The organism is Micromonospora sp. AB353, assembly GCF_049538395.1.
Taxonomy (GTDB): Bacteria; Actinomycetota; Actinomycetes; order Mycobacteriales; family Micromonosporaceae; genus Micromonospora; species Micromonospora aurantiaca.
In genome coordinates, this window is sequence record NZ_JBMVFV010000037.1 from 1 (window position 1) to 23,784 (window position 23,784).

Below are 23,784 nucleotides of genomic sequence, written 5' to 3' on the forward strand. Positions count from 1 at the left end.
CGCGCTGCAACCCCCGGGGTACGACCACCGGCTCGGCGTAAGCGGCACGACGGCTCAGGCGGCGCGCCGGGCCGGCTCGCCCGCGCGTAGCCGGCGGCCCGCGCCGCGTTCCCGGCCGTACGAGTCGGCCCGTCCCCACCGGCCCGGCACGTCGAGCAGCTCGATCCGCCCGAAGCCGACCGGAACGGCCGGGTTCACCAGCAGGTTCTCCCCGCACGGACGCAGCCCCAGCATGGTCGACAACAGCATCAGCAACCCGCCCGACGCCCACGACTGCGGTCGTCCGGCCTCCGGCAACTGGACCGGGTACTTGGTCTGCGCGCGGGGGTAGCCGGCGATCGTCTCCGGGACCGATCCGCCGAGCGTCTCCGCCATCGCGAACACGCCGGCGGCGATGTCGGCCGCCGCCTCGTCGTAGCCGTACCGCCGCAGCCCCGCCGCGACGATCGCGTTGTCCCACGGCCACACCGCGCCGAGGTGCGCGCCGACCGGGTTGTACGGCCGCTGCCCCTGCGCGTAGGTGCGCACGCCCCAGCCGGAGAACAGGTCCGGGCCGCACAGGTGCCCGGCCAGCGCGTCGGCCCGTTCCGGCGCCACGATGCCGCTCCAGAGCAGGTGCCCCAGGTGCGAGGTGAGCGCGTCGACCGGCTCGCCGTCCGGGGTGAGTGCCAGCGCGTAGTAGCCGCGCTGCGGCAGCCAGAAGTCGCTATCGAACCGCTCCCGCAGCCGCGCCGCGTCGGCCTCCAGGCGTTCGGCGTAGGCCGGGTCGCCCCAGAACTCCCGGGCCAGGCGGGCGCCCCGGATCCGCGCGTCGTACGCGTACCCCTGAAGCTCGCACGTGGCGCGCGGGTACGGCGGCTCCACGCCGTGCCGGTCGACGATCGCCGCCGGCGAGTTGCGCCAGGTCTGGTTGGCGACCCCGCTGTCGGTGTTGCGCGGCTGGTAGCGCAGGTAGCCGTCGCCGCACTGGTCGCCGTAGCGGGTCAGCCAGTCCAGCGCCATCCGGGCCGGGTGCCGCAGTTCGTGGACCAGGTCGGTGTCGCCGGTCCAGCGCTCGTACTCGTCGAGCAGGATCACGAACAACGGGGTGGTGTCGGCGGCGCCGTAGTAGAGCGCGGTGGGCTGCTCGTCGAACGCGGCCGCCTCGCCGTACCGCAGCTCGGCGACGATCTTGCCGGGTTCCTCCTCGCGCCGGTCGTCGAGCCGGCCGCCCTGCGCCATCGCCAGCATGTGCAGCGTGCCCGGGGTCAGCTCGGGCGTGAACGGCAGCGTCTGGAGGCAGGTGATCAGTGCGTCCCGCCCGTACAGCGCCATCGCCCAGGGCATCCCGCCGACCGGCACCCGCTCGCTGTAGGCCAGCGGCATGTAGCGCAGCGCGGCCAGGTCGGTCAGGGCCTGCCGGTACAGGGCGGCCAGCCCGGGCCGGTCGGCGACCAGTTGCGGCGCCCGGTCGTGCCACCGTTCGAGGTCGTCGCGCATGTCCTGACGGACGTGCTGCCGGTGCGACTCGATGCCGGCCCGCAGATCCCGCCCGCCGGCGCCCTGGATGACCATGGCGACGTGCAGGTCGACCCGCCACTCGCCCTGCGGCTCGACGCGGATCCGGAAGGTCATCCCGCGCGTGTCCACCTCCCCCGGGACGGTGCTGGAGACGCACGTCTCGCGGGTGAACCGTTCACGTTCGTACCGGATCCGCAGCCGCCGCTGCTCCGGTTCGGGGATGACGGTCGGGCGGCGCGGGCCGGGGCGCAGGATCTCGGAGGTGTCGGCGAAGTCGCCGGCCATCTCCATCCGCACCGTGTACTCGGCGGGCTCGGCCGAGTGGTTCAGCACCGTGAGGCTCTCGTGGTACGCCTCGTCGATCGAGCGGTGCCGGATCACCGAGACGTCGGCGTCCACGTAGTGGCTGGCCGCGCCCGGCACCAGCACGAAACGGGTCTCGAAGTAGGTCAGGTCGTCGCGGGACAGCGCGTGCAGCCGCTCGCCGTCGATCGTGAGCACCCAGTGGGACAGGAACCGGGTGTCGAACGAGAACAGGCCGATCGGCGCGGACGGGTCGCGTTCCATGTCCCCCTGCGCGTCGCTCACGGCGAACGCGTTGCCGGCGAGGACATGGACCAGCTCCTGCCTCATCGGGCCGCCATCCGGGCACCGGCCACGTCCCGGGGATCCCGGGCGTCCGGCGGGCCGGGAAAGAGCCGGCGCAGCGTCATCAGCAGCTTGAGTTCGCCCTGCACGGCGAGGTCGTTGCGCAGCAGCGCGGCGGCCGGGTGCAGGCGTCCCGCCGCGATCCGCTCGAACACCTCCCGGTTCGCGCCGACCACCAGGTCGGCCTCCTCGGCCGAGCGGTCCACCCGGACGTCCTGCCGGTCGATGGTCAGGTACCAGTGCTCGGTGCAGCCGCCGTCGCGCAGGTCCAGGCGGATGGTGCCGGAGGTGGTCTCGGGCAGCTCCGGGTGCCGGCCGGCGGTTCCCCGGGTCAGGTGTTCCACGACCGAGACGCTCATCGGGCCCTCCTCGTCGGTGGTCGCGGCCGGCGCCGCTCGTCCCGCAGCGTCCCCGCATCGGGGGTGAGGCGAACTCACCCGGACCGGGTGAGGCGCGGCGGCGCGGCGGGTAGCCACCGCCGCTGTTCCACCTGCTCGACGGCCCGACATGTCGACGGACACGATCTCCGCGCTGCGCGGGGCCGCTGCGGCGCTCAGCGCAGGATGAGCCCGCGCACGTACGCGGCCTGCCCGACGTGCTGGAGGTCGTCGTCGAGCACGCTCACCAGCCGCACCCCGAGCGTCACCGGCGGATCCCAGTTCTCGTCGACGACGCGGTCCAGGTCGGCCGGGCTCAGCCTGCGCAGGTACGCGAGGCTCCGGTCCACCACCGCCCGGTGGTAGTCCAGCAGCACGCCGCCGTTCTCGGGGCGTACCGCGGCGATCTGCTCCGGGCCGTGCCCGAAGCCGGTGTCGGCGGGGTCCGGCGGGAGGCCGCAGCGCGGCGCCCAGTCGCCGGTGGCCCAGAGCTGCGGCTCCCCCATCACGTCGGCCACGTGGTCGTCCTGGATCCGGGTCAGGTGCCAGACCAGCCAGCCGACCGGGTTCGCCCCGTCGGCCGGCGCCCGCCGCAGCTGGGCCGCGTCGAGCCCGTCGAGCGCCCCGGCGACCAGATCGGGCAACCGGCCGTACGCCTCGGTCAGCACGTCCGTCACGTCCACGTGTCCCTCACTCCCCTGCCGTCGCTGCCGTCCCCCCGGGCAGTACCGCCCAGCGTGCCCGGCAAACCTCGGCGCGGGCCCCGCCTCTAGGGTGATCGCGTGGTCGCGGCGCTGGAGCTGTATCTGGACACCGACGCCACCCGGCGGATCCGGGTGCTGTGGGACCTGCTGGAGTCCGACGGGGTGCCGAGCATGCGGTCCCTGCTGGCGCAGCGGCACCGCCCGCACCTCTCGCTGGCGGTCGCGCCCCGCCTGGACCCGCACCGCGTCGCCGAGGCGCTCGCCGGAACCGTGGTGGCCGCGCCGCTGCGGCTGGAGTTCCAGCACGCCGGGCAGTTCGTCGGGCGGGTGCTCTGGCTCGGGCCGGCGCCGACGCCCGAGCTGCTGGCGCACCACGCCACGGTGCACGAGCGGCTGGCGCGGGCCGGCGTCGAGGTGGTGGAGCACTACCGCCCGGGCCGCTGGGTGCCGCACTGCACGCTGTCTATGCGGGTGCCGAACCCGCTGATGGGCGCGGCGGTGCGCCGCTGCCTGGAGGTGCTGCCGCTGACCGCGACGGTGGTCGGCGCGGCGGTGGCCGACCACGCCCGCGACATCTCCCACCCCCTGCCCTGATCCCTCCCCGCCAAGATCCACGCCCCCTCGGGGAGGTGGCTGCATCAGACCTCACCGACAGCCCCACGGCCCATCCGCAGCCGTGATCCCAGCCAGCTCCCCGACGTGGTGCCATCCCGCTCCATGATCGACACCAGCTCGGGGAAATGGCGGCATCGGACCACCATTGATGCAGCCACCTCCCCGAACCGGTGTCGATCTTGAAGGTCGATGGCGCGTAGCGAGCATCGTGGCGACGCGGACAACAGCCAGACCACACCGACCGACCCGGGGCGCAGCCCTCCCCCCCCACCCCCGACCCGGATCCACCGAACACGATCCACACCAGCTCGCCGAAGTGGTGCCATCCCGCTCCATGATCGACACCAGCTCGGGGAAATGGCGGCATCGGACCACCATTGATGCAGCCACCTCCCCGAGCTGGTGTCGATCATGAGCGGCGGCCAGCCGGTCACGTCAGGGGAAGGCGGGGTCGGTTCCGGTCAGGTCGAGGAGAAACGTCGGGTAGTCCGGCTGCGGGCACCTGTCGCCCCGGTGGCCGAGCCGCTCGTAGAACGGCGCGGCCCGCTCGTGGTGGGCCTGCCACTCCAGGTGCCGCGCCCGCCTGGCGGCCCACCGGCGGACCGCGTCGAACAACGACCTGCCCACCCCGTCGCGGCGGCGGTCCGCCCGGACGTACAGGTCGTGCAGGCGTACGGTCCGGTGCGCGTCACCGGAGCGCAGGTGCGGGCCGTGGTCCTGGGCGGCGGCGTACCCGACCAGCCCGCAAGCGTCGACGGCGCCGAGCAGCGCCCAGCGGGGGTCGGCCAGCAGCGCGGCGAACCGCAGCCGGTGGACCTCCGGCGGCTCGTCGCCCACGCCCATGTCCCGCAGCATCGGCCACAGCTGCGGCCAGTCCGGCACGCGCAGATCCCGCACGATGATCGGCATCGGACCAGCATGCGGGCGGGACAGCGCGGCGGCGACCGGGTTTCGCGCCATCTGCAGCCACCCTGACGATCGGGGCCAAGCCGACGCAAGCTAGTAAAAGCGCAGGTCAGAGCCATTCTGGCCACCCGAAGACGTGCGGCCGGAGCGGCAGCGAAGCACGTCGAAGGAGAGCCTCATGGCCGCACCCGTCGTCCGTTCCGTCACCGCCGACCAGACCGTCCTGCTACCCGGGCAGTCGACCACCGTCCGGGTCGACGCCTACCACCCCGACTCCCGGCTGCTGACGCTCGCCGGCCGGGTCAGCGACCCCACCGGCGTCACCTGGGACAGCCCGGTCCGGGTGGACCTGAGCGTCCCGCTGACCATCCAGCTCGCCGGTGCCTCGCCGGGGGTGACAGTCACACCGAGCGGCACCGAACCGGGCCGGTTCACAGTCACCGTGCTGGCCGGCCGGGGCACGGTGACGCTGACCGCGACGGCGCGTGACGGCGCCGGCCGCACCGGCACGGGCACCACCACGCTGACCGTGCCGTTGCTGGTCGGGATGAGCGCCGAGAAGGGCGCCCGGACGCAGCGGGCGGTGGCCGACTATCCGGGCATCCGCTACATGCGCGACTTCGGCACGGACGGCCCGGACGCGGACGCGCTGCCGGAACTGCCCGCGCTGAACGCCGGGAAGTTCGCCGACGCGCCCTCGGCCGTCATGCACGTCAGCTGGAAGGACGACGTCGAGCAGCTCGCGGGCTGGCTCGACGGCGTGAACCGCCCCATCTACCTGACCTGGTACCACGAGCCGATGGGCGACGTGACCCCCGCCACGTACCGGGCGACGGCGAGCCGGGTGACGCAGATCCTGGCGGCGCACCGCAACCGGCGGTGGGTGCTCGGGCACGGCCCGATCGTGACCCGCTACTGGCTCGACGAAGGGCGCGGCAACCCGGCCGACTGGGGCTACCCGGGCATGACCCACTACGGCGTGGACTGCTACTCCCGGGACACCGCCGCGTACTGGACCGCCTCCCGGATGTTCGGCGTGGCCTTCGGCAAGGTGCGCGCCGCGTACCCGGGCATCCGGCTGCTGGTGCCCGAGTACGGGCTGAGCCGCATCGCCACGGACACCACAGGCGCGGGCCGGGCGCGGACGATCCGCGAGCACGTCACCTGGCTGCGGCAGCAGAACGACGTGGACGCGATCGCGTACTGGAACAACTGGGCCGAGTTCGAGCTGGGTGACCCGCCGCTCGAGGCCACGGCCTGGCGCGATCTCCAGGTGGGCCCGGCATAGACTGGGCCCATGAGGCGTAGTCGGTGACCAGCGGGAGCGTGACGTACCCGGGCTACACCCACGGCTGCCTTGCCTACGACGACCCGGCCGTGCTGCGCACACTGGCGGTCGAGCAGGTCACCGCCGGTCTCGCCGCCGGTGAGCAGGTCTGGGTGATCTGTCCGGAGGATCGCGCCACTGTCACCGGCTGGCTGGCCTCGGTTCCCGGGGTCGACGCCGCGCGCCGGCGGGACGCGCTACGGCTGGTTCCCGTCGGCGAGGCGTACCGGCACGACGAGATCGTCGACCCCGACCGGCAGGTCCGGGCGTACGTGCGGGCCACCACCGAGGCGCTGACCGCGGGGCACACCGGCCTGCGGGTGCTGGCGGAGGCGACGAGCCTGGTCCGCAGCCCGGCCCAGCGGGACGCGTTCGCCCGCTACGAGCACCGGATCGACCACTGGATGCGGCACCGGCCGATGTCGGCGGTCTGCGCCTACGACCGCCGGCAGCTGGACGACGCGGCGATCGCCGAGCTGGCCTGCCTGCACTCGGTGACGAACGCGGACGTGCTGTTCCGGCTGCACGCCGGCGACGGCGACTCGGTGGTGGCGCTGGCCGGCGAGCTGGACCCGTCCAACCACCGGGACTTCGCCGCCGCGCTGGAGCGGGCCGACCCGCGGCCGGTGGCGGGCCGGGTCGTGTTCGACGCCGCCGAGCTGCGTTTCGTCGACCACCGCAGCCTGCTGCACCTGCGCGACCACGCCCGCCGGCACGACGCCGTCGCGGTGCTGCGCACGCCGAGCCGCGCCCCGGCCCGGCTGGTCGACCTGCTCGGTCTGTCCGAGGTACGGGTGGAGGTCGTCCGATGAGGAGCGGCGCGGCCTCCGGCCACGTGGGCTACTTCCACGAGGCGTTCGTCTACGACTCCGACGAGGAGCTGCTGGCGGTGACGCTGCCGTTCCTGCTGGACGGGATCGCGGCCGGCGAGCCGACGGCGGTGAACCTGGACGAGCGCAACGCCGAGCTGGTGCGCCGGGCGCTGCCCACCGGCGCCGAGGTCACGTTCCTGCCGGTCGGCGACGTCTACGCCCGGCCCAGCGTCGCGCTGCGTTCCTACCGGGAGCTGCTCGCGTCGTACGTGGCGGCGGGGGCGGCGCAGATCCGGATGGTCGGCGAGCTGCCGCCGGTGCTGCTCGGCGCGACCTGGGACTGGTGGGCGCGCTACGAGTCGGCGATCAATCACGCCTACGACGACTTCCCGCTCTGGGGCATCTGCGCCTACGACCGCCGGGGCACGCCCGCACACGTGCTCGCCGACGTGGCGCGTACCCATCCGCTGGTGGCGCGGCCGGACGGCGGGCACGAGGCGGCCGGTCTCTACACCGACCCGACGAGTTACCTGACCGAGTTCCGTCCGGCCCCGGCGGACCCGGTGCAGCGGACCGCGCCGCTGGTCGAGCTGGTCGACCCGACGCCGGCCCGCGCGCGGGCCGAGGTACGCGCCGCCGACGGTGGCCTGCTGCCGCCCGACGGCCTGGACGGCCTGGTCATCGCGGTCAGCGAGGTGGTGAGCAACGCGCTGCGCCACGGCGAGCCGCCGGTGTGCCTGCGGTTGTGGCGCGCGCCGGACCGGATCGTGGTGACCGTCCACGATCGGGGTACCGGCCCGAAGGACCCGTTCGCCGGGCTGCTGCCGGTGGGCGACGGTTCCGACGGCGGTCTGGGCCTGTGGATCAGCCACCAGAGTTGCGACCACGTGACGTACCACAGGGACGCGGCCGGCTTCACCATCCGCCTGACGGCGGGGAACCCGCACTTCCCGGTCTGACCGTGCCGCCGGTCGGCGGGCAGGAGGGCGGGGCGGGGCGAGCCTCGCGCGCGGACGCGGTACCGTAGCGCCTCATCGTGCCCTGCGGGGCGGTCATCCGCCGGCCTGGCGCTGGCGAACCGACGGAGGATGGCGAATGTCCAACGGTGCCGAGCCGTTCGCACCCCACGACGACCTGTCCGGGCGGCCCCGGTTCGATCCCGCGTTGCGCGGCTACGACAAACGTCAGGTGGACCGGTACGTCGAGCAGGTCGACGCCGAGGTGAGCGCGCTGACCGCCGCGCGGGACCGGGCGTACGCGCAGGTGCGCGACCTGACCGCGCAGGTGCAGCGGGCGCAGGCCGAGGCGGTGGAGCTGCGGGACCGTCCGTCGGCGGTGGACCGGGCGTCCTTCCGCGACCTCGGCCCGATGGTGGACCAGATCCTGGACCTGGCCGAGAAGCAGGCCGGCCAGATCACCGACGTGGCCACCCGGCGCGCGGAGGACGTCCAGGGGCAGGCGGAGAAGCTGCTCGCCGCCGCGCAGGAGCAGGCCGCGCGGGAGCGGCGTGAGCTGGACGAGGAGCTGTCCGCCCGCCGGGCCGAGCAGGAGCGGGTGGACGAGGAGCGGCGGGTCGCCGCGCAGGCGGAGCTGACCGCGGTGCGGGAGCTGGCGGAGAAGCTGCGCGTCGAGGGCCAGGCCGTGCACGACCGGGCCCAGCAGGAGGCGAAGCGGATCAGCGAGCAGAGCGCGCAGCAGGTCGAGCAGGCGCGCTCGGCGTCCGAGGCGCTGGTGAAGGCCGCGCGGACGCAGATCCAGCAGGAGGTCCAGGCCAACCGCAGCAAGGCCCAGCAGGAGCTGGCCCAGTGGCAGGCCACGATGGCCAAGGAGCTGGACGAGCGGCGGGCCGCCGCCGAGCAGGAGCTGGCCGACCGGGCCGCCGCGGCGGAGAAGGACATCGCCGCGCTGGTCGCCGAGGCGCAGCAGTACGCCACCGAGGTCCGGGATCGGGCCGACGAGGAGACGGCGGCGCACCAGGAGCAGCTCGCCGGCGTGCAGCGGGAGATCCAGCAGCGGCAGGAGACGCTGACCGGGCTCAAGGCGGAGCTGGAGAACGTCTCCCGGCAGCTGGAGGACACCCGCCGGGAGATCGCCACCATCGAGCGGACCGGCGCGGAGGTGGAGGAGCGGCTGGTCGGCGTACGCCGGGAGCTGGCCGCGGAGACCAAGCGGCTGGACGAGGCGCGGCGCGCGGCGGACCTGGCCGAGCAGCACGCCAAGGAGACCCGGGCCCGGGTGCAGCGGGAGGCCAAGCGGGTCGCCGACCTGGCTGCGGCGGCGGTCATGGCGGCTGCCGCGGGTGGCGGGGAGACCGCCGAGTACCCGCAGGTGTCGGCGCGCCCGCCGATCACCGTGCCGGCCGAGGTGACGCCCCGTGCCGTGGACGGGCGGACCGAGCCGGACGCGATCGAGCCGGACCGGTCGGAGCCGCCGGTCGTGGAGCCGTTCGTCGAGCGGCTGGACGGGCCGAGCTTCGACGCGTTCGCGGTCCGCACGCCGGCTCCGCGCGGTGTGCCCGAGGCGGAGACGACGGGTACGGACAACGGCGTACCGGCCACCGCCTGAGACGTCGGTGCCGCCGGTCCGGGCCGGTCCGGCGGCGCCGCATCTTGCTCATCGACCTTGCTATATGCAAATATTTGGATCGATCTGCTGGTGCATCTCGATCTTTATTCGGGGGTTGACGGGTATGCGGAAGATCTCCTCCATCGGTGCCGCCGTCGTCCTGACCGTCGCCTCGGCTGGCGCCGTGGTGGCCGGTACGGCCGCACCGGCGAGCGCCGGGTGCAGCCACTCGCACTCCAACGTGGACAGCAAGTTCGGCCAGCTGTTCAACGCCACGAACGTGAACATCCGCACCGGCCCGCACACCACGTGCGCCTCCCTCGGCTACGGGCAGCTCAGCCACACCGTCGACTTCCACTGCTTCGCCAGCGGGGACCGGGTCAGCGCGAACGGCCACACCACCTACACGTGGACCTACCTGCGGGACGTCACCACTGGTGTATCCGGCTGGGTCGCCGACGCGCTGCTGGACAACCTCGGCGGCAACGTCGCCTGCTGACCGGGCCACCCGGCGGGCCCGCGGCGGGCACAATGACCGGGCATGACCGGTCTGCACCCGCCCGTCGAGCCGTACGCCACCCACCTGCTCCCGGTCGGTGACGGCCACGTCCTGTACGTGGAGGAGGTCGGCCGGCCGGACGGCGTACCAGTGGTGTTCCTGCACGGCGGGCCCGGCGGCGGCCTGGTGCCGGCGGCCCGCCGGTTCTTCGACCCCGCGCGCCACCGGGCCGTGCTGTTCGACCAGCGCGGCGCCGGCCGCAGCACCCCGCACGGCGAGGTGCGCGCCAACACCACCTGGCATCTGGTGGCCGACCTGGAGACGATCCGGCAGCGGCTGGGCATCGGCTCGTGGCTGGTGTTCGGCGGCTCGTGGGGCACCACGCTCGGCCTGGCGTACGCGCAGGCGCACCCGCAGCGGGTGACCGGCCTGGTCCTGCGCGGCGTGCTGCTGCTACGGCGCAGCGAGCGGGACTGGTTCTACCAGGGCGGGCTGCGTCACCTCCAGCCCGAGGAGTGGGAGCGGTTCGTCGCGCCGATCCCGCCGGACGAGCGTGACGACGTGCTGGCCGCGTACCACAGGCGGTTGCACGGCCCGGACCAGGCGCGGGCCCGGGAGTACGCGCGGGCCTGGGGGCGGTGGGAGGCGGTCAACTCGTCGCTGCGGCCCGACCCGGAGATGCTCGCCCACTTCACCGCCGACGACCACGCGCTGCCGGTGGCCCGGATCCTGTCGCACTACGCGGTGCACGGCGGTTTCCTGGCCGAGGGCCAGTTGCTCGACGGCGTGGACCGGATCCGGCACCTGCCCGCCGTGATCGTCAACGGCCGGTACGACATGTGCTGCCCGCCGGTGTCCGCGTACGACCTGGCCCGCCGGTGGCCGGAGGCGACGCTGCGGATCGTGCCGGAGGCGGGGCACTCCGCCGCCGAGCCGGCCGTCACCCGGGAGGTGCTGCGCGCGCTCGACGAGGTGACCGCGAGGGCCGGCTGACCGGACCCGCCGGTTCGCGCCTGGCCATCCGCGACCGCCGCTGGCAGGATCGGCCGGGTGACGGGTGCGCTGTACGCGGTCAGTGACCTCCACGTGTCGTACGCGGAGAACCGCGCGGTGGTGGACGGCCTGCGGCCGGAGACGGCGGACGACTGGCTGATCGTGGCCGGCGACGTCGGCGAGGTCTTCGCCGACATCGAGCGGACGCTGCGGCTGCTGCGCGACAGGTTCGCGCGGGTGGTGTGGGCGCCGGGCAACCACGAGCTGTGGACCAGCCCGAACGACCCGGTGACGCTGCGCGGGGTGGCCCGCTACGACGCCCTCGTGGCGATGTGCCGCGAGCTGGACGTGCTGACCCCGGAGGACGACTACCCGGTGTGGCGCGGCGCGGGCGGGCCGGTCACCGTGGCGCCGCTGTTCCTGCTCTACGACTACTCGTTCCGCGCGCCCGGCACCACCACCAAGGAGGAGTCGCTGCGCGCGGCGTACGACGCCGGCGTGGTGTGCACCGACGAGATGATGCTGCACCCCGATCCGTACCCGGACCGGGAGTCCTGGTGCGCGGCGCGGCTGGAGGTGACCCGGCGGCGGCTGGAGGCCACCGACCCGGCGCTGCCCACAGTGCTGGTCACCCACTGGCCGCTGGTGCGCCAGCCCACCGAGGTGCTCTGGTTCCCGGAGTTCGCCCAGTGGTGCGGCACCGACCGGACGGCCGACTGGCACGTGCGCCACCGCGCCGTCGTCGCGGTCTACGGCCACCTGCACATCCCGCGCACCACGCACTACGACGGGGTGCGGTTCGAGGAGGTGTCGCTGGGCTACCCGCGCGAGTGGCGGCGCCGCGGCGGCGAGCCGGCGCCGATGAAGCGGATCCTCTGATGATCGGGGCGCTGCTGCCGGCCGGGGCGCTGGCCGTCGAGGCGTTCGCCGACGTGCCGGACGAGGCGCCGTACCCGGGCGAGGAGGACCTGGTGGCCCGCGCGGTGGTCGCGCGCCGCCAGGAGTTCGTCACGGCCCGCCGCTGCGCGCGGGAGGCGCTGGCCCGCCTCGGGTACGCCCCGGCGCCGATCCGTCCCGGTCCCCGCCGGGAGCCGGTCTGGCCGGACGGCGTGGTGGGCAGCATCACCCACTGCGCCGGCTACCGGGCGGCGGCGGTGGCCCCGGCCGGGACACTGGCCGGCCTGGGCATCGACGCCGAGCCGCACGAGCCGCTGCCCGACGGGGTGGCCGGGGTGGTCACCGTGGCGGGTGAGCCGGAGCGGCTGGCCGCGCTGCGCGCCGCCGACCCGGGGACGCACTGGGACCGGCTGCTGTTCAGCGCCAAGGAGTCGGTCTACAAGGCGTGGTACCCGCTGACCGGGCGCTGGCTCGGGTTCGAGGAGGCGGAGCTGACAGTCGATCCGGACGGCCGGTTCACCGCCCGGATCCTGGTCGACGGCACCCGCGCCGACGGCGGCCCGCCGCTGGACGTCCTGGACGGCCGCTGGCTGGTCGCCGGCGGGCTGCTGCTCACCGCCGTGGCCGTGCCGCGCCGGTCCTGACCTGCGATACCGCGATTGTTCCGGTTTGCCCGCCCTGAGCCCGGGTAGGGCCCAAAGGGCCTGGACATTTAGCTGTAGGAGGACAGGTCCTGATGGAATCCAGCAAGCCCGCCCAGATCGTCAAGGGTGTCGTCGAAGCCGCCGTCGAGAAGGTCGGCGAGGCGCTGACTCCGGACGTGCCGGGCGCTCCCGGCAGCGCGCCGCCACCGCTGGAGGAGCCGACCACGCCGCACGGCCCGCTGCCGCCGAAGGCCGAGCAGGGCGCGCCGGACACCCGGACCCCGACCGGCGCCGAGACCGGTGTGCCGAAGATCGCCAAGGGGCAGCAGGGCGCGTACCTCACCACCGCGAACGGCGCCCGGCTGCGCGACACCGACCACTCGCTCAAGGCCGGTCCACGCGGCCCGGTCCTGCTCCAGGACCACCACCTGCGGGAGAAGATCACCCACTTCGACCACGAGCGGATCCCGGAGCGGGTGGTGCACGCCCGGGGCGCGGGTGCGCACGGCACGTTCGTCGCCAACGGCGCCGCCGAGAAGGTCACCCGCGCCGGTTTCCTGAAGAAGGGCCGCGAGACGCCGGTCTTCGTCCGCTTCTCCACTGTGCTGGGCTCGCGCGGCTCGGCCGACACGGTCCGCGACACCCGCGGCTTCGCCACCAAGTTCTACACCGACGAGGGCACGTTCGACCTGGTCGGCAACAACATGCCGGTCTTCTTCATCCAGGACGCGATCAAGTTCCCGGACGTCATCCACGCCGGCAAGCCGCACCCGGACCGGGAGATCCCGCAGGCGCAGAGCGCGCACGACACGTTCTGGGACTTCGTCTCGCTGCACACCGAGGCGCAGCACCACACCATCTGGAACATGTCCGACCGGGGCATCCCGCGGTCCTACCGGACCATGGAGGGCTTCGGCGTGCACACGTTCCGCCTGGTCGACGAGGCCGGCGCGACGGTGCTGGCCAAGTTCCACTGGAAGCCGAAGCTCGGCGTGCACTCGCTCACCTGGGAAGAGGCCCAGATGATCGGCGGCATGGACCCGGACTTCCACCGCCGTGACCTGTACGACGCCATCGAGGCCGGCGCGTTCCCCGAGTGGGAGCTGGGCATCCAGGTCTTTCCGGACACCCCGGAGGAGACGTTCGCCGGGATCGACCTGCTCGACCCGACGAAGATCGTGCCGGAGGAGCTGGCGCCGGTGCAGCCGATCGGCACCCTGACCCTCCACAAGACGCCGCGCAACTTCTTCGCCGAGACCGAGCAGGTGGCGTTCCACGTCGGGCACCTGCCGCCCGGCATCGACGTCACGAACGACCCGCTGATGCAGGGCCGCCTCTTCTCGTACGTGGACACGCAGCTCACCCGCCTGGGCGGCCCGAACTTCACCCAGATCCCGATCAACCGGCCGCACGCCGACGTCAACGACATGCTGCGGGACGGCTTCCACCAGCACGCGGTGCACGCCGGGGTGGCGCCGTACCGGCCGAACTCCCTCGACGGCGGCAACCCGTTCCCGGCCGGCGACCGCGAGCACGCGTTCGTGGACACGCCGGTGACGGTGGCCGAGGCGCCGAAGGTGCGGGCCGCACCGGCCTCCTTCGACGACCACTACAGCCAGGTACGCCTGTTCTGGCAGAGCATGTCGCCGGTGGAGAAGGAGCACATCATCCGGGCGTACACGTTCGAGCTGGGCAAGTGCTACCACCAGGCGATCAAGGAACGGCAGCTCCAGTGCCTGGCGAACGTCGACCCGGTGCTGTGCGAGCAGGTGGCGGCCGGCCTGGGCCTGCCCGTGCCGCAGCCCACCGTGCCGCTCGCGGAGGCGCAGCCCAGCCCGGCGCTGTCCCAGGTGGGCCGCCAGTGGCCGGCCGACGGCCGGTTGGTCGGCATCGTGGTCGACGCCCAGGCCGACCTGGGCGACGTGCACGAGGTACGCCGGGAGGTGTCCGCCGCCGGCATGGTGCCGCTGCTGATCGCCGCGCACGGCGGCACCGTCGACGGGCTGCCGGTGCAGCGCACGTTCGCCACCGGCCGCTCGGTCGAGTTCGACGCGGTGCTGCTGGCCGGTGCACCGGCCCCGGCGCCGGACGCGCTGCCGGCCCGCGACGCCAAGGCCGGCGCGCCGGGCTCGGCCACCGTCGACCCGCGGGTGCTGCTGCTGGTCGAGGAGGCGTGGCGGCACGCCAAGGTGATCGGCGCCTGGGGCGCGGGCGCCGAGGTGCTGAACCAGGCCGGTGTCACCGGCACGCCGGGCGTGGTCACCGGTGGTTCCGGCACCGAGGTGCTCGGCGAGGTGCAGCGGCTGATGGCGGCGCACCGGGTCTGGGAGAGGTTCCCGGCCTCGGTCGCCTGATCCCGACATCGCGCGTGGGGCGGTCCCGGACGGGGCCGCCCCACGCTGTGCGTACGCCACCGCTCACTCATCGACGATTGTCGTTGACGCCTTAGTTAATACTCTTTAATATTTGGGCCACCTCGAGGAAGACCCCCATCCGCCCCCGTCCCCGGGAAGGCCCTCGATGCCCAGACCTCACCTCCGGCGGCGCCTCGCCGCCGGTGCGCTCGCGCTGGCCACCACCGCCGCGACGCTCACCCTCGCCCCGACCGCCGCCGAGGCGGTGGTGCTGCCGGGCAACTTCAAGAGCGTCGGCTACATGCCGTCCTGGAGCGGCAACGTCAACACCGTCCAGTACGGCAAGCTCACCCACATCAACTACGCGTTCGTGCTCCCCAACGGCGACGGCAGCCTGCGCCCGGTGGAGAACCCGGGCAAGCTGTCCTCACTCGTCTCGCTCGGGCACGCCGGCAACGTCAAGGTCTCCATCGCCGTCGGCGGCTGGAACGACGGCGACGACTCCGCGTTCGAGGCGCTCGCCGCCAACTCCGGCACGCGCACCGCGTTCGTCAACAACCTGATCGCCTTCGTCAACCAGTACAACCTCGACGGCGTCGACATGGACTGGGAGTACCCCGACCCGGGCGCCTCGGCGAACAACTACACGCTGCTCATGCAGCAGCTCGGCAGCGCCCTGCACAGCCGGGGCAAGCTGCTCACCGCCGCCGTGGTCTCCGAGGGCTACTACGTCGACGGGGTGCCCACCGCCGTCTTCGGCTCGGTGGACTGGCTGAACATCATGGCGTACGACGGCGGCAGCCCGCACGCCGGCTACGACTGGTCGATCGCCAGCGTCAACAGGTGGAAATCGCGCGGCCTGCCCGCCGCCAAGGCGGTGCTCGGCGTGCCCTTCTACAGCCGGCCCGGCTACTACACCTACTCGGCGCTGGTCGGCATGGACCCGGCCAACGCCAACCGGGACTGCACCACAGTCGGCGGCGCGCAGCAGTGCTACAACGGCGTACCGACAGTCAAGCGCAAGACGCAGTGGGCCATGGCGAACGCCGGCGGGATGATGAACTGGGAGCTGTCGCAGGACACCATCGGTTCGACGTCGCTGGTCAGCGCGATCTACGACACCGTCACCGGCGGTGGCACCCCGCCGCCGTCCGGGCGTACCGGGCCGATCACCGGCATCGGCGGCGCCTGCGTGGACGTGGCCGCCGCGAGCACCGCCAACGGCACCGCGATCCAGCTCTACGGCTGCAACGGCACCGCCGCGCAGAGCTGGACCGTCGCCGGCGACGGCACGCTGCGGGCGCTGGGCAAGTGCCTGGACGTGACGAGCGCCGGCACCGCCAACGGCACCAGGATCCAGCTCTGGGACTGCAATGGCACCGGCGCCCAGACCTGGCAGGCCCAGAGCAGCGGCACGCTGCGCAACCCGGCGTCGGGCCGCTGCCTGGACGCCACCGGCAACAGCTCCGCAAACGGCACCCGGTTGCAGATCTGGGACTGCTTCGGCGGCGCCAACCAGGTCTGGCGGCTGCCTGCCTGATCGGGCTTCCCCGCCGGGCTGCCCGGCCCGGCGGGGACCGGCCTCACCAGCGGTTGCGGGCCTCCTCGGCCCAGCCGACCAGGCCGTCCAGATCCACGCGCCCGCCGTCGTCGGTCGCCGCCCAGCCGGTGAAGTGCCCGAAGCACTGATGCGTCTCCCCGGCCAGCACCACCAGATTGGTACGCGCCACCCGCTCGTGGAACGGGTGGAACGTGACGTCCACCCGGTCGCCGGTGATCCGCCACGGCCGCAGCCAGTCGGTACGGTCGTACTCCCAGGTCAGGTCCGCGCCGATCTTGTGCAGCCGCCCGTCGACGAACACCGCGTTCTCGGTCGAGCCGGTGCCGTCGGTCCATTTGCCGCCGAGCTGGATCGACCGGCCCGGCCCGCTGCCGGCCGCCCAGTTCCACCGCACCGCGTACCGCCACTTGCCCCGGCCGTGGTCGAGCGCCGCGTACGACCCCTCCCCCACCGGGTACGCGGTGCCGTCCACGGTGATCGTGCCGTGCACCGGCCGGCCGATGTCCTTGACCGTGTACTGGAACCGGCGGGTGCTCCACGGCACCACCACGCCCAGCGACTCGTGCCCCGGCGGCAGCGGCACGGTCAGGTCCACCTCGACGCCGGGCGCGCTCGCGCGCAGCGTACTGCCGTCCGGGCCCTGGTCCACCGCGACGGTCAGCTTCCCGCCGCGGGCGCGGACCGGTCCGGTGCCGCTGACCGGAGGCAGCACCGTGCCCCGGGCCAGCGGCACCACCGCCTCCGCCGTGGTCTCCCGGCCGGTACGCCGGTCGAGCAGGTAGAGGCTCTGCACCCCGGCGTAGTCCAGCGACGACGCGACAAGGCCGAGGATGTGCGTGGGCGTGACCACGCCCCAGTGCTCCCACCGCTTGGCCCGGCCCCAGCCGCGCAGGTTCGCCCGGTGCAGCGGCCGGCGGCTCCAGCCGACCGCGTCCGGGTTCAGCCGCCCGTCCGGGCGGCACAGGTCGACCGGCTCGGTGATCTCCCGCTCATGCGTCATCGCCGCAGGCTACCGATGACGGCGCGGGCCCGGCGGGCGGCCTCGTCAGCCGTCCCGCCGGGCCGTTACGTCAGCGGCCCTGCTTGGCGCGGCAGATCTCCACCGGCACCGCGGGGGCGCCGTCGACCGGCGCCGGGTCCTCGGGGGTGGGCGCGATGCCGCCGGCCGAGATCCGGTCCAGCGTGGCCAGCCCGGCCGCGTCGACCTGACCGAACACGGTGTAGTTCGGGCGCAGCGCCGAGTCGGCCTGGACCAGGAAGAACTGGCTGCCGTTGGTGTCCGGGCCGGCGTTGGCCATGGCCAGGGTGCCGCGCGCGTACAGCCGGCGTACGCCGGTCGGGTCGGTCGGCGCGGGCGGCAGGTCGGTGGGCAGCTCGTCGCGGTAGCGGTAGCCAGGGCCGCCCTCGCCCGTCCCGGACGGGTCGCCGCACTGGAGGACCGTGAGCGTCGGGTACGCGGTGAGCCGGTGGCAGGGCGTCCGGTCGTAGAAGCGCTTGCGGACCAGGTGCAGGAAGCTCTGCACGGTGCAGGGCGCCTGCTCGCGGTCCAGCGTCAGCCCGATCGGCCCCTGGTTGGTGCGCAGCGTGACCCGCACGGTGCCGCGTTCCGGCGTGCGGCGCGGGTCCGGCGGCAGCGGCACCGGACGGGCGGCCGGCTCGTCCGGCGTGGGCGTGTACGCGCACGGCCCCTTCGTGGGCGCCGGGTCGGCGGCGGGTGCCGCGGTCGCGGCGACACCCGCGGCGGCGACGATCGTCGCGGCGGCCAGGCTCACGCCGGCGAGGCGGGCCAGCAGGGGTAAGGCGGCGTGCGTTCGGGTTTCGCTCGACACGGTGGTCCTCCCTGGACTCGTGGTACCAGAACGACCGGAGTCTATGGATCGGGTGGGGTGATGTCGACGCGGGCGCTCGGCGGGTCGAAAGTCGGTTGCCGCCCCCGGGCCGCCTCGGCGAGGCTGAGCGGCATGACGTTCTGACGGATCGCACCCCAGCCCGCAGGCCCCTTCCGCGCCGCCTGCCGTTCCCGCTTCTCCTTTCCGCAGAAACGAGCGTCCGTGTCCGCGTACCCCTCCGGGCGGGCCGTCGTGCCCGCCACCGTCTCCGTCTTCTCCTCCCCCGGCAGCTGGATCGAGTCCGCCGCGCTCGACCAGTGCCGTCAGGTCGCCGCCCTGGACGGCATGGCGCACGTCGCCGCCATGCCCGACCTGCACCCCGGCAAGGGCGCCCCGATCGGCGCCGCCATGTCCTCGACAGTGCTCTACCCGTTCCTCGTCGGCTCCGACATCGGATGCGGCATCGCGGTCTTCCCGATCGCGCTGCGCCGGGTCGTACCCGAGCGGCTCGCGGCCCGGTTCCCCGACCTGGACCGGGCGCTCGACCCGGACCGGGACGCCGACGACCCGGCCTGGTCGGTGCTCGACGGCGACGTGCCGGCCGGTCACCTCGACGGCCTCGGCACCGTCGGGCGCGGCAACCACTTCGTCGAGCTGGCCCGCGTCGGGCCGATCCTCGCGGCGGAGCACGCCACGCGGCTCGGACTGGACGCCGGTGACCTGGTGCTCGTGGTGCACTCCGGGTCGCGCGGGCTGGGCGAACGGATCCTGCGCGAGCACACCGAGACGCACGGCGCCGGTCCCGCGCCCGACCCGGACACCTACCTGGCCCGGCACGACGCGGCCGTGCGGTGGGGCTCGCTCAACCGGCGGCTGCTGGCCGCGCGGGTCGCGTACGCGCTCGGCGCCGAACCCACCGAGCCGGTCGTCGACCAGTGCCACAACCTGGTCGAGATCCGCGACGGGCGCTACCTGCACCGCAAGGGCGCGGCGCCGGGCGACGGCCGGGACGTGCTGATCGCCGGCACCCGTGGCACGCCCTCCTACCTGGTGGCCGCGCACGCCGGGCCGGACGCCGGCTACTCGGTGGCGCACGGCGCCGGACGCAAGATGTCCCGCGCCGACGCGCTGCGCCGGGGCCGGGCCAAGCACACCGTCGAGGAACTGCGGCGTACACCGGTCGGCTCGATCGTGGTGTGCGGCGACCGGCAACTGCTGTTCGAGGAGGCGCCCACCGCGTACAAGCGCATCGAGCAGGTCATCGGCGACCTGGTGGCGCACGACCTCGCCACTCCGGTCACCACCACGGTTCCGCTGGTCACCTACAAGACGCCGGACGTGGGCCGCCGCGACGAGCGCCGCAAGGGCCGCCGGTGACCGAGCTGCTGCTGTCCGCCGGGCGCGGACCCGCCGAGTGCGCGTGGGCGCTGGCCCGGCTGCTGTCCCGCCTGGAGGGCGAGGCGGCCCGGCGGGGCCTGCGTACCGCAAGGGTCGAGACGGTGCCCGGCGACCGGGCCGGCACCTACCGGTCGGTGCTGGTCCGGATCACCGGCGCCGGGGCGGAGGCGTTCGCGGCCGGATGGACCGGCACGCTCTGCTGGCAGGCGCCCAGCCCCTACCGGACGGGCCACGGCCGGAAGAACTGGTACGTCACCGCGCGGACGTGCCGGACCGACGTGGCGGTCACGCCGTTCCACGAGGCGGACGTCGAGTTCGTGCCGTGCCGCACCGGCGGGCCGGGCGGCCAGCACCGCAACAAGGCCAGCACCGCCGTCCGGGCCACCCACCGCCCGTCCGGCCGGACCGTGGTGGTGGACACCGAACGGCACCTGCACCTCAACCGCCGGATCGCGGTCGAGCTGCTGCGGCAGCGGATCGCCGCCGACGACGAGGCGGCCCGGCGCGCGGGCGTCGACGCCCGCTGGCGGGTCCACGACGAGCTCGTCCGCGGCGACCCGGTACGTGTGGAACGGCCCTGACCCGGCCCGGTCCGCCACAGGTGCCGCCCCCGGCTACCGTGGTCGCGGCGACCGGGCGGCCACGGCCCGCCGCCACGCGAGCGCGAGGAGGACGGATGCGACGGAGAGGGACCGGTCCGGTAGCGACAGCCCCGGTGTCCGCCGGGCTCGGCTGCCTCGCGCGGTATGTCACCCGGACGTGGAACCGGGAGGCGGCGCTGTGCGGCGCCTCGACGAGCCGGCCCTGCCGGTGACCGGGATGCGCCTGCACGTGGGGTGTGCCATGTGGACGCACAAGTCCTGGTCCGGCCGCTTCCTGCCGCACCCGCTGCCCGCACACGAACGGCTGCGCGCGTACGCCGGATGGTGCGACGCCGTGGAAGGAAACACCACGTTCTACGCCACCCCGGCCCGCCAGACGGTGGCGTCCTGGGCCGACCAGACCGAGCCCGGCTTCCGTTTCCTGCCGAAACTGCCGAAGGCGGTGACGCACGAGCACCGGCTCACCGGCGGCGAGGCCGAACTGCGGGCGTTCCTGCACGCGATGGAGCCGCTCGGCCCCCGCGCGGACGCGCTCTGGATCCAGTTGCCCGGCTCGTTCGGCCCCGGTGACGTGCCCGACCTCGACCGGTTCCTGCGCACGCTGCCCACCACCCACAGGTACGCCGTCGAAGTCCGTCACCCGGCCTTCTTCACCGAGCCCGGTGCGGTACGCGCGCTGGAGACCACGCTGCACCGGGCCGGCGCCGAGTGGATCCCGTTCGACACCACGGCGTTCTTCCGCACGCCACCGACGAGCGACGCCGAGCGGGAGGCGTGGACGCGCAAGCCGCGCCTGCCGCTGCGTACCCGGGCGCTGACCGACCGCCCGATCGTGCGCTACCTGGGCCGTGACGACCCGGCCCGCACGGTCGAGGGCTGGCAGCCGTGGCTGGACGTGGTCACCGGCTGGCTGCGGGAGGGCCGCTCGCCGACCGTGTTCGTGCACACGCCCGACAACGCGGACGCGCCCGAGCTGGCCCGCCGCTTCCACGACCAGGTCCGCGAGCGGGTGCCCGGGCTCGCGCCACTGCCCGAGCCGGAGCCGGTCGGCCCGGCCACGCTGTTCTGAGCGCCGGCGTGGGACCGCCTGGGCGGCCCGGCTTCGCGTGCCCGGCCGCGCAGACCCGGACCTCAGCCCGGCCGGCCGCCCTCCGGTGGGGGCAGGCGGTCGTCGTACGCGCCGGACCGTCCCGCGTACCGCTCGCCGCGCAGGAACGGCAGCGGGTTCGGGGTGCAGCCGTGCAGGCCGAGCGTCTGCTGCTGCATCACCGGAGCCGGACGTCCCCGCCCCGGGCAGCGCTCGTGCCCGTCACCAAGGCGATGGCCGACCTCGTGGTTGACCACGTATCGGCGATACGCGGCGAGGTCGCTACCGTAGGCGGGCGCGCCGCGCACCCAGCGGGCCACGTTCACCACCACCCGGTCCCCGTTACGGCAGGACGTGTACCGGTCCGGACCGTCCCCGCACAGGTCGTCGCGCGTACCGGGGGTGGCGAGGTAGACGGTGAAGTCGGCCGGCCCACGGGCACCGACGCGGCGCAGGGCGATCCGACCGTCGGTCGTCCAGCCACCCGGTCCGGCGAGGATGCCGGTGACCTGCGCCCCGAAGTCGGCCGCTGGCAGACCGGTGATGTCGCGTTCCACAGCCACCCGGTAGCGCAGCAGCCGGCCCGTACCCCCTGTGGTGGCCGGCTCGGCGGCGGCGAACCGCCACCGGTTGCCGCCCTCGGCGGGATAGCCGATCGGCGCGGGCCGGGGCCGGACGGGCGCCGCCGCCGACGCGGCCGGCCCGGCGGCCGACGGGCCGGACGGCCCGGGCGGCGCGCCTGTGGGCTGGTCGGCTACGGCGGGTGTGCAGCCGGCCAGCGCCACCGCCAGCGCGATCACCGCCGCGCCGCCGCGTGTCCGGTCCACGGTCCTGGTCATCTCGTCTCCCCTCGGCGCCCGGTCGGGGGCACGGGGATGAGGACGGGTGACCCGTCGCGGAAGTTGGTCCGGCGGGGACTCAACCTTTTCCGCCTCCCGCACGTCCCTACCGGGGTGAGAGGTGCAGAGGACCGGCATGGCCCGGGGTGACGCGGAGTTCGTCGAGTTCGCGCGGGCGTCCTCGGCGCGGCTGACGCACGCCGCGTACCTCATGACCGGCAACCACCACCACGCCGAGGACGCCGCCCAGACCGCGCTGGTGCGCACGTACGCGTCCTGGTCCCGGATCCGCAACGGCGACCCGTACGGCTACGCCCGCTCGGTGCTGGTGAACCACCTCGTCGACACCTGGCGGCGGCCGATCCGCGAGTACCCGAGCGACGACCTGCCGGAACGCCACGGCGGCGACATGGCCGAGGAGGTGGCGACCCGGCGGTGGCTGGTCACCGCGCTCGGCACGCTCACCGCGCGCGAACGCGCCGTCGTCGTCCTGCGTCACTACTTCGACCTGCCGGAGGCCCAGGTGGCCCGCGAACTCGACGTGTCGGTCGGCACCGTCAAGAGCACCTCGTCGCGGGCGCTGGAGAAGCTGCGTACCGCAGGTCTGTCCGCGCCCCGACCGCAGGAGACGTGCCGGTGACCGAGATGGACGAGCTGCGCCGCGCGATGCGGGCGACCGAACGGGCCGACGGCCTGGACATCGCGGACATCATGCGCCGGGGACGCCGGCTGCGCCGGCGCCGGCGGATCGGCACCGGGGTCGCGGCGGCGGTGACGACGATCGCGGTGGCGGTCGGTGTCAACGCCGTGGCGACGCGGCCCGGCCCGCCGGACCTCCCGCCCGGGGAGCCGGTCGCCACCGCGTCCGCCGCCACTCCCCCGCCCACGCCGACCGCCGCGCCGGCCCCGACCGAGTCGCCGCTGCGGCCGCTCGGGACCGTCGTGGACAGCGGCATCCGGTACGGCGCCGACGCGCGCGTGTTCTTCATGGTCCCGGTCGACGTGCCGGAGCTGCCGCGCGTGACGATCGGCCTGGTCGCCGGACGGCGCGCGCCGGACGGCCGCCTGACCTCCGACTTCCTGGTCAACGACGTGTCCGGCAGCGACCGCCGGCCGGGCTTCCACGAGATCGGGTACGACCAGCAGCGGGTGCCCACGGACGCGTCGATCCCCACGTTCGGCTACTTCGTCGGCCCGGCGGCCCGCATCGTCGGGACTGTCGACGGCCGGCAGGTCGAGGCGAAGCTGGTCCGCTGGAGCGAGGACCCCCAGGTGGTGATCTTCTGGTTCGACCCGAAGACCCTCACCCCGGGCACCCCCCTGGACGGCATCACCGCCCGCACCGCCCAGGGCCGCCGCCTGTAGCCACTCCCGTCCCCCTCCCCCCTGTGCCCGGTGATCAAGGAGTTTGCGGGCGGACATCGCCCTGCTGAGGACACAAACTCCTTGATCACCGGCGTGAGGGGGGCCAGTCGCAGGGCCGACCACGCCCCGGACTCCTCGATTCGCCGAGCCGAGCCGCCCGGCACGCCTGACCGGCCCGCAGATCTTGGTACGAAACGGCCTCTATGAGGGCACTTTCGTACCAAGATCCACGGATGCTCTCAGAATGCAGACCGAAACTTCC

23 protein-coding genes are annotated in these 23,784 nt (G+C 74.1%); 16 read left to right on the forward strand and 7 right to left on the reverse strand.

The features are described 5' to 3' along the window. Positions 1 to 54: 54 nt before the first annotated feature. The 3 genes from ACPCK6_RS16755 to ACPCK6_RS16765 form a co-directional block, all read right to left on the reverse strand. A complete protein-coding gene (locus tag ACPCK6_RS16755; protein ID WP_423481572.1) occupies positions 55 to 2,133 on the reverse strand; it encodes an amylo-alpha-1,6-glucosidase in 2,079 nt (692 codons plus the stop codon). Beyond that, complete coding sequence (locus ACPCK6_RS16760; RefSeq protein ID WP_396880656.1) at positions 2,130 to 2,507, reverse strand: SCP2 sterol-binding domain-containing protein; 378 nt, start codon at positions 2,505 to 2,507, stop codon at positions 2,130 to 2,132. The genes ACPCK6_RS16755 and ACPCK6_RS16760 overlap by 4 nt, the downstream gene beginning before the upstream one ends. Positions 2,508 to 2,701: 194 nt before the next feature. Beyond that, a complete protein-coding gene (locus ACPCK6_RS16765) occupies positions 2,702 to 3,208 on the reverse strand; it encodes a mycothiol transferase (protein ID WP_423481573.1) in 507 nt (168 codons plus the stop codon). A gap of 99 nt (positions 3,209 to 3,307) precedes the next feature. Between ACPCK6_RS16765 and ACPCK6_RS16770 the strand changes: the two genes are divergently transcribed. Beyond that, entirely contained in the window at positions 3,308 to 3,823 is a 516-nt protein-coding gene (locus ACPCK6_RS16770) for a 2'-5' RNA ligase family protein (protein ID WP_396880658.1), read from the forward strand. A gap of 456 nt (positions 3,824 to 4,279) precedes the next feature. Here ACPCK6_RS16770 and ACPCK6_RS16775 read toward each other — a convergent pair whose 3' ends face one another. After that, the gene (locus tag ACPCK6_RS16775; RefSeq protein WP_396880659.1) at positions 4,280 to 4,804 is read right to left on the reverse strand and encodes a GNAT family N-acetyltransferase; all 525 of its coding nucleotides are present in this window, start codon (positions 4,802 to 4,804) and stop codon (positions 4,280 to 4,282) included. Positions 4,805 to 4,928: 124 nt separating this feature from the next. On the opposite strand from ACPCK6_RS16775, the gene ACPCK6_RS16780 reads away from it, so the two are divergent. The 10 genes from ACPCK6_RS16780 to ACPCK6_RS16825 all read left to right on the forward strand — a co-directional run bounded on the left by ACPCK6_RS16780 (position 4,929) and on the right by ACPCK6_RS16825 (position 16,381). Beyond that, positions 4,929 to 6,038, forward strand: a complete 1,110-nt coding sequence (locus ACPCK6_RS16780; RefSeq protein WP_423481574.1) for a hypothetical protein — start codon at positions 4,929 to 4,931, stop codon at positions 6,036 to 6,038. Between the two features lie 23 nt (positions 6,039 to 6,061). After that, the gene (locus ACPCK6_RS16785; RefSeq protein WP_396880661.1) at positions 6,062 to 6,889 is read left to right on the forward strand and encodes an MEDS and STAS domain-containing protein; all 828 of its coding nucleotides are present in this window, start codon (positions 6,062 to 6,064) and stop codon (positions 6,887 to 6,889) included. Then, the gene (locus tag ACPCK6_RS16790) at positions 6,886 to 7,848 is read left to right on the forward strand and encodes an anti-sigma factor RsbA family regulatory protein (protein ID WP_423481575.1); all 963 of its coding nucleotides are present in this window, start codon (positions 6,886 to 6,888) and stop codon (positions 7,846 to 7,848) included. Before ACPCK6_RS16785 ends, ACPCK6_RS16790 begins: the two co-directional genes overlap by 4 nt. Before the next feature lie 136 nt (positions 7,849 to 7,984). Beyond that, complete coding sequence (locus ACPCK6_RS16795; RefSeq protein ID WP_396880663.1) at positions 7,985 to 9,454, forward strand: hypothetical protein; 1,470 nt, start codon at positions 7,985 to 7,987, stop codon at positions 9,452 to 9,454. 124 nt (positions 9,455 to 9,578) lie between these two features. Then, entirely contained in the window at positions 9,579 to 9,953 is a 375-nt protein-coding gene (locus tag ACPCK6_RS16800; RefSeq protein WP_194800855.1) for a hypothetical protein, read from the forward strand. Positions 9,954 to 9,995: 42 nt separating this feature from the next. After that, positions 9,996 to 10,946, forward strand: coding sequence for a prolyl aminopeptidase (gene pip / locus ACPCK6_RS16805; RefSeq protein ID WP_396880664.1), 951 nt, complete (start codon positions 9,996 to 9,998; stop codon positions 10,944 to 10,946). Between the two features lie 57 nt (positions 10,947 to 11,003). Continuing rightward, a complete protein-coding gene (locus ACPCK6_RS16810) occupies positions 11,004 to 11,825 on the forward strand; it encodes a metallophosphoesterase family protein (protein ID WP_396880665.1) in 822 nt (273 codons plus the stop codon). Beyond that, complete coding sequence (locus ACPCK6_RS16815) at positions 11,825 to 12,487, forward strand: 4'-phosphopantetheinyl transferase family protein (protein WP_396880666.1); 663 nt, start codon at positions 11,825 to 11,827, stop codon at positions 12,485 to 12,487. Before ACPCK6_RS16810 ends, ACPCK6_RS16815 begins: the two co-directional genes overlap by 1 nt. 92 nt (positions 12,488 to 12,579) lie before the next feature. Then, positions 12,580 to 14,841, forward strand: coding sequence for a catalase (locus ACPCK6_RS16820; protein WP_423481576.1), 2,262 nt, complete (start codon positions 12,580 to 12,582; stop codon positions 14,839 to 14,841). A 166-nt stretch (positions 14,842 to 15,007) separates the two neighbouring features. Continuing rightward, positions 15,008 to 16,381: a glycosyl hydrolase family 18 protein gene (locus ACPCK6_RS16825; protein ID WP_423481577.1), complete on the forward strand. Its 1,374-nt coding sequence runs from the start codon at positions 15,008 to 15,010 to the stop codon at positions 16,379 to 16,381. 43 nt (positions 16,382 to 16,424) lie between these two features. Here ACPCK6_RS16825 and ACPCK6_RS16830 read toward each other — a convergent pair whose 3' ends face one another. Both ACPCK6_RS16830 and ACPCK6_RS16835 read right to left on the reverse strand, forming a co-directional pair. Then, on the reverse strand, positions 16,425 to 17,402 hold the full coding sequence (locus ACPCK6_RS16830; protein ID WP_396880669.1) for a DUF2804 domain-containing protein: 978 nt from the start codon (positions 17,400 to 17,402) through the stop codon (positions 16,425 to 16,427). Positions 17,403 to 17,472: 70 nt separating this feature from the next. Further along, positions 17,473 to 18,231, reverse strand: a complete 759-nt coding sequence (locus tag ACPCK6_RS16835) for a peptidylprolyl isomerase (protein WP_423481578.1) — start codon at positions 18,229 to 18,231, stop codon at positions 17,473 to 17,475. A 222-nt stretch (positions 18,232 to 18,453) separates the two neighbouring features. On the opposite strand from ACPCK6_RS16835, the gene ACPCK6_RS16840 reads away from it, so the two are divergent. The 3 genes from ACPCK6_RS16840 to ACPCK6_RS16850 all read left to right on the forward strand — a co-directional run bounded on the left by ACPCK6_RS16840 (position 18,454) and on the right by ACPCK6_RS16850 (position 21,300). After that, positions 18,454 to 19,608, forward strand: a complete 1,155-nt coding sequence (locus ACPCK6_RS16840; RefSeq protein ID WP_423481579.1) for an RNA ligase RtcB family protein — start codon at positions 18,454 to 18,456, stop codon at positions 19,606 to 19,608. Beyond that, complete coding sequence (prfH, locus tag ACPCK6_RS16845) at positions 19,605 to 20,210, forward strand: peptide chain release factor H (protein WP_423481580.1); 606 nt, start codon at positions 19,605 to 19,607, stop codon at positions 20,208 to 20,210. The genes ACPCK6_RS16840 and prfH overlap by 4 nt, the downstream gene beginning before the upstream one ends. A gap of 238 nt (positions 20,211 to 20,448) precedes the next feature. Next, entirely contained in the window at positions 20,449 to 21,300 is an 852-nt protein-coding gene (locus tag ACPCK6_RS16850; protein WP_514132356.1) for a DUF72 domain-containing protein, read from the forward strand. A gap of 62 nt (positions 21,301 to 21,362) precedes the next feature. Here ACPCK6_RS16850 and ACPCK6_RS16855 read toward each other — a convergent pair whose 3' ends face one another. Further along, complete coding sequence (locus tag ACPCK6_RS16855; protein ID WP_423481581.1) at positions 21,363 to 22,157, reverse strand: DUF3152 domain-containing protein; 795 nt, start codon at positions 22,155 to 22,157, stop codon at positions 21,363 to 21,365. A 121-nt stretch (positions 22,158 to 22,278) separates the two neighbouring features. Between ACPCK6_RS16855 and ACPCK6_RS16860 the strand changes: the two genes are divergently transcribed. Both ACPCK6_RS16860 and ACPCK6_RS16865 read left to right on the forward strand, forming a co-directional pair. Further along, a complete protein-coding gene (locus ACPCK6_RS16860) occupies positions 22,279 to 22,797 on the forward strand; it encodes a SigE family RNA polymerase sigma factor (protein ID WP_423481582.1) in 519 nt (172 codons plus the stop codon). Positions 22,798 to 22,802: 5 nt separating this feature from the next. Then, complete coding sequence (locus ACPCK6_RS16865) at positions 22,803 to 23,522, forward strand: hypothetical protein (RefSeq protein WP_423481607.1); 720 nt, start codon at positions 22,803 to 22,805, stop codon at positions 23,520 to 23,522. Positions 23,523 to 23,784: the final 262 nt, after the last annotated feature.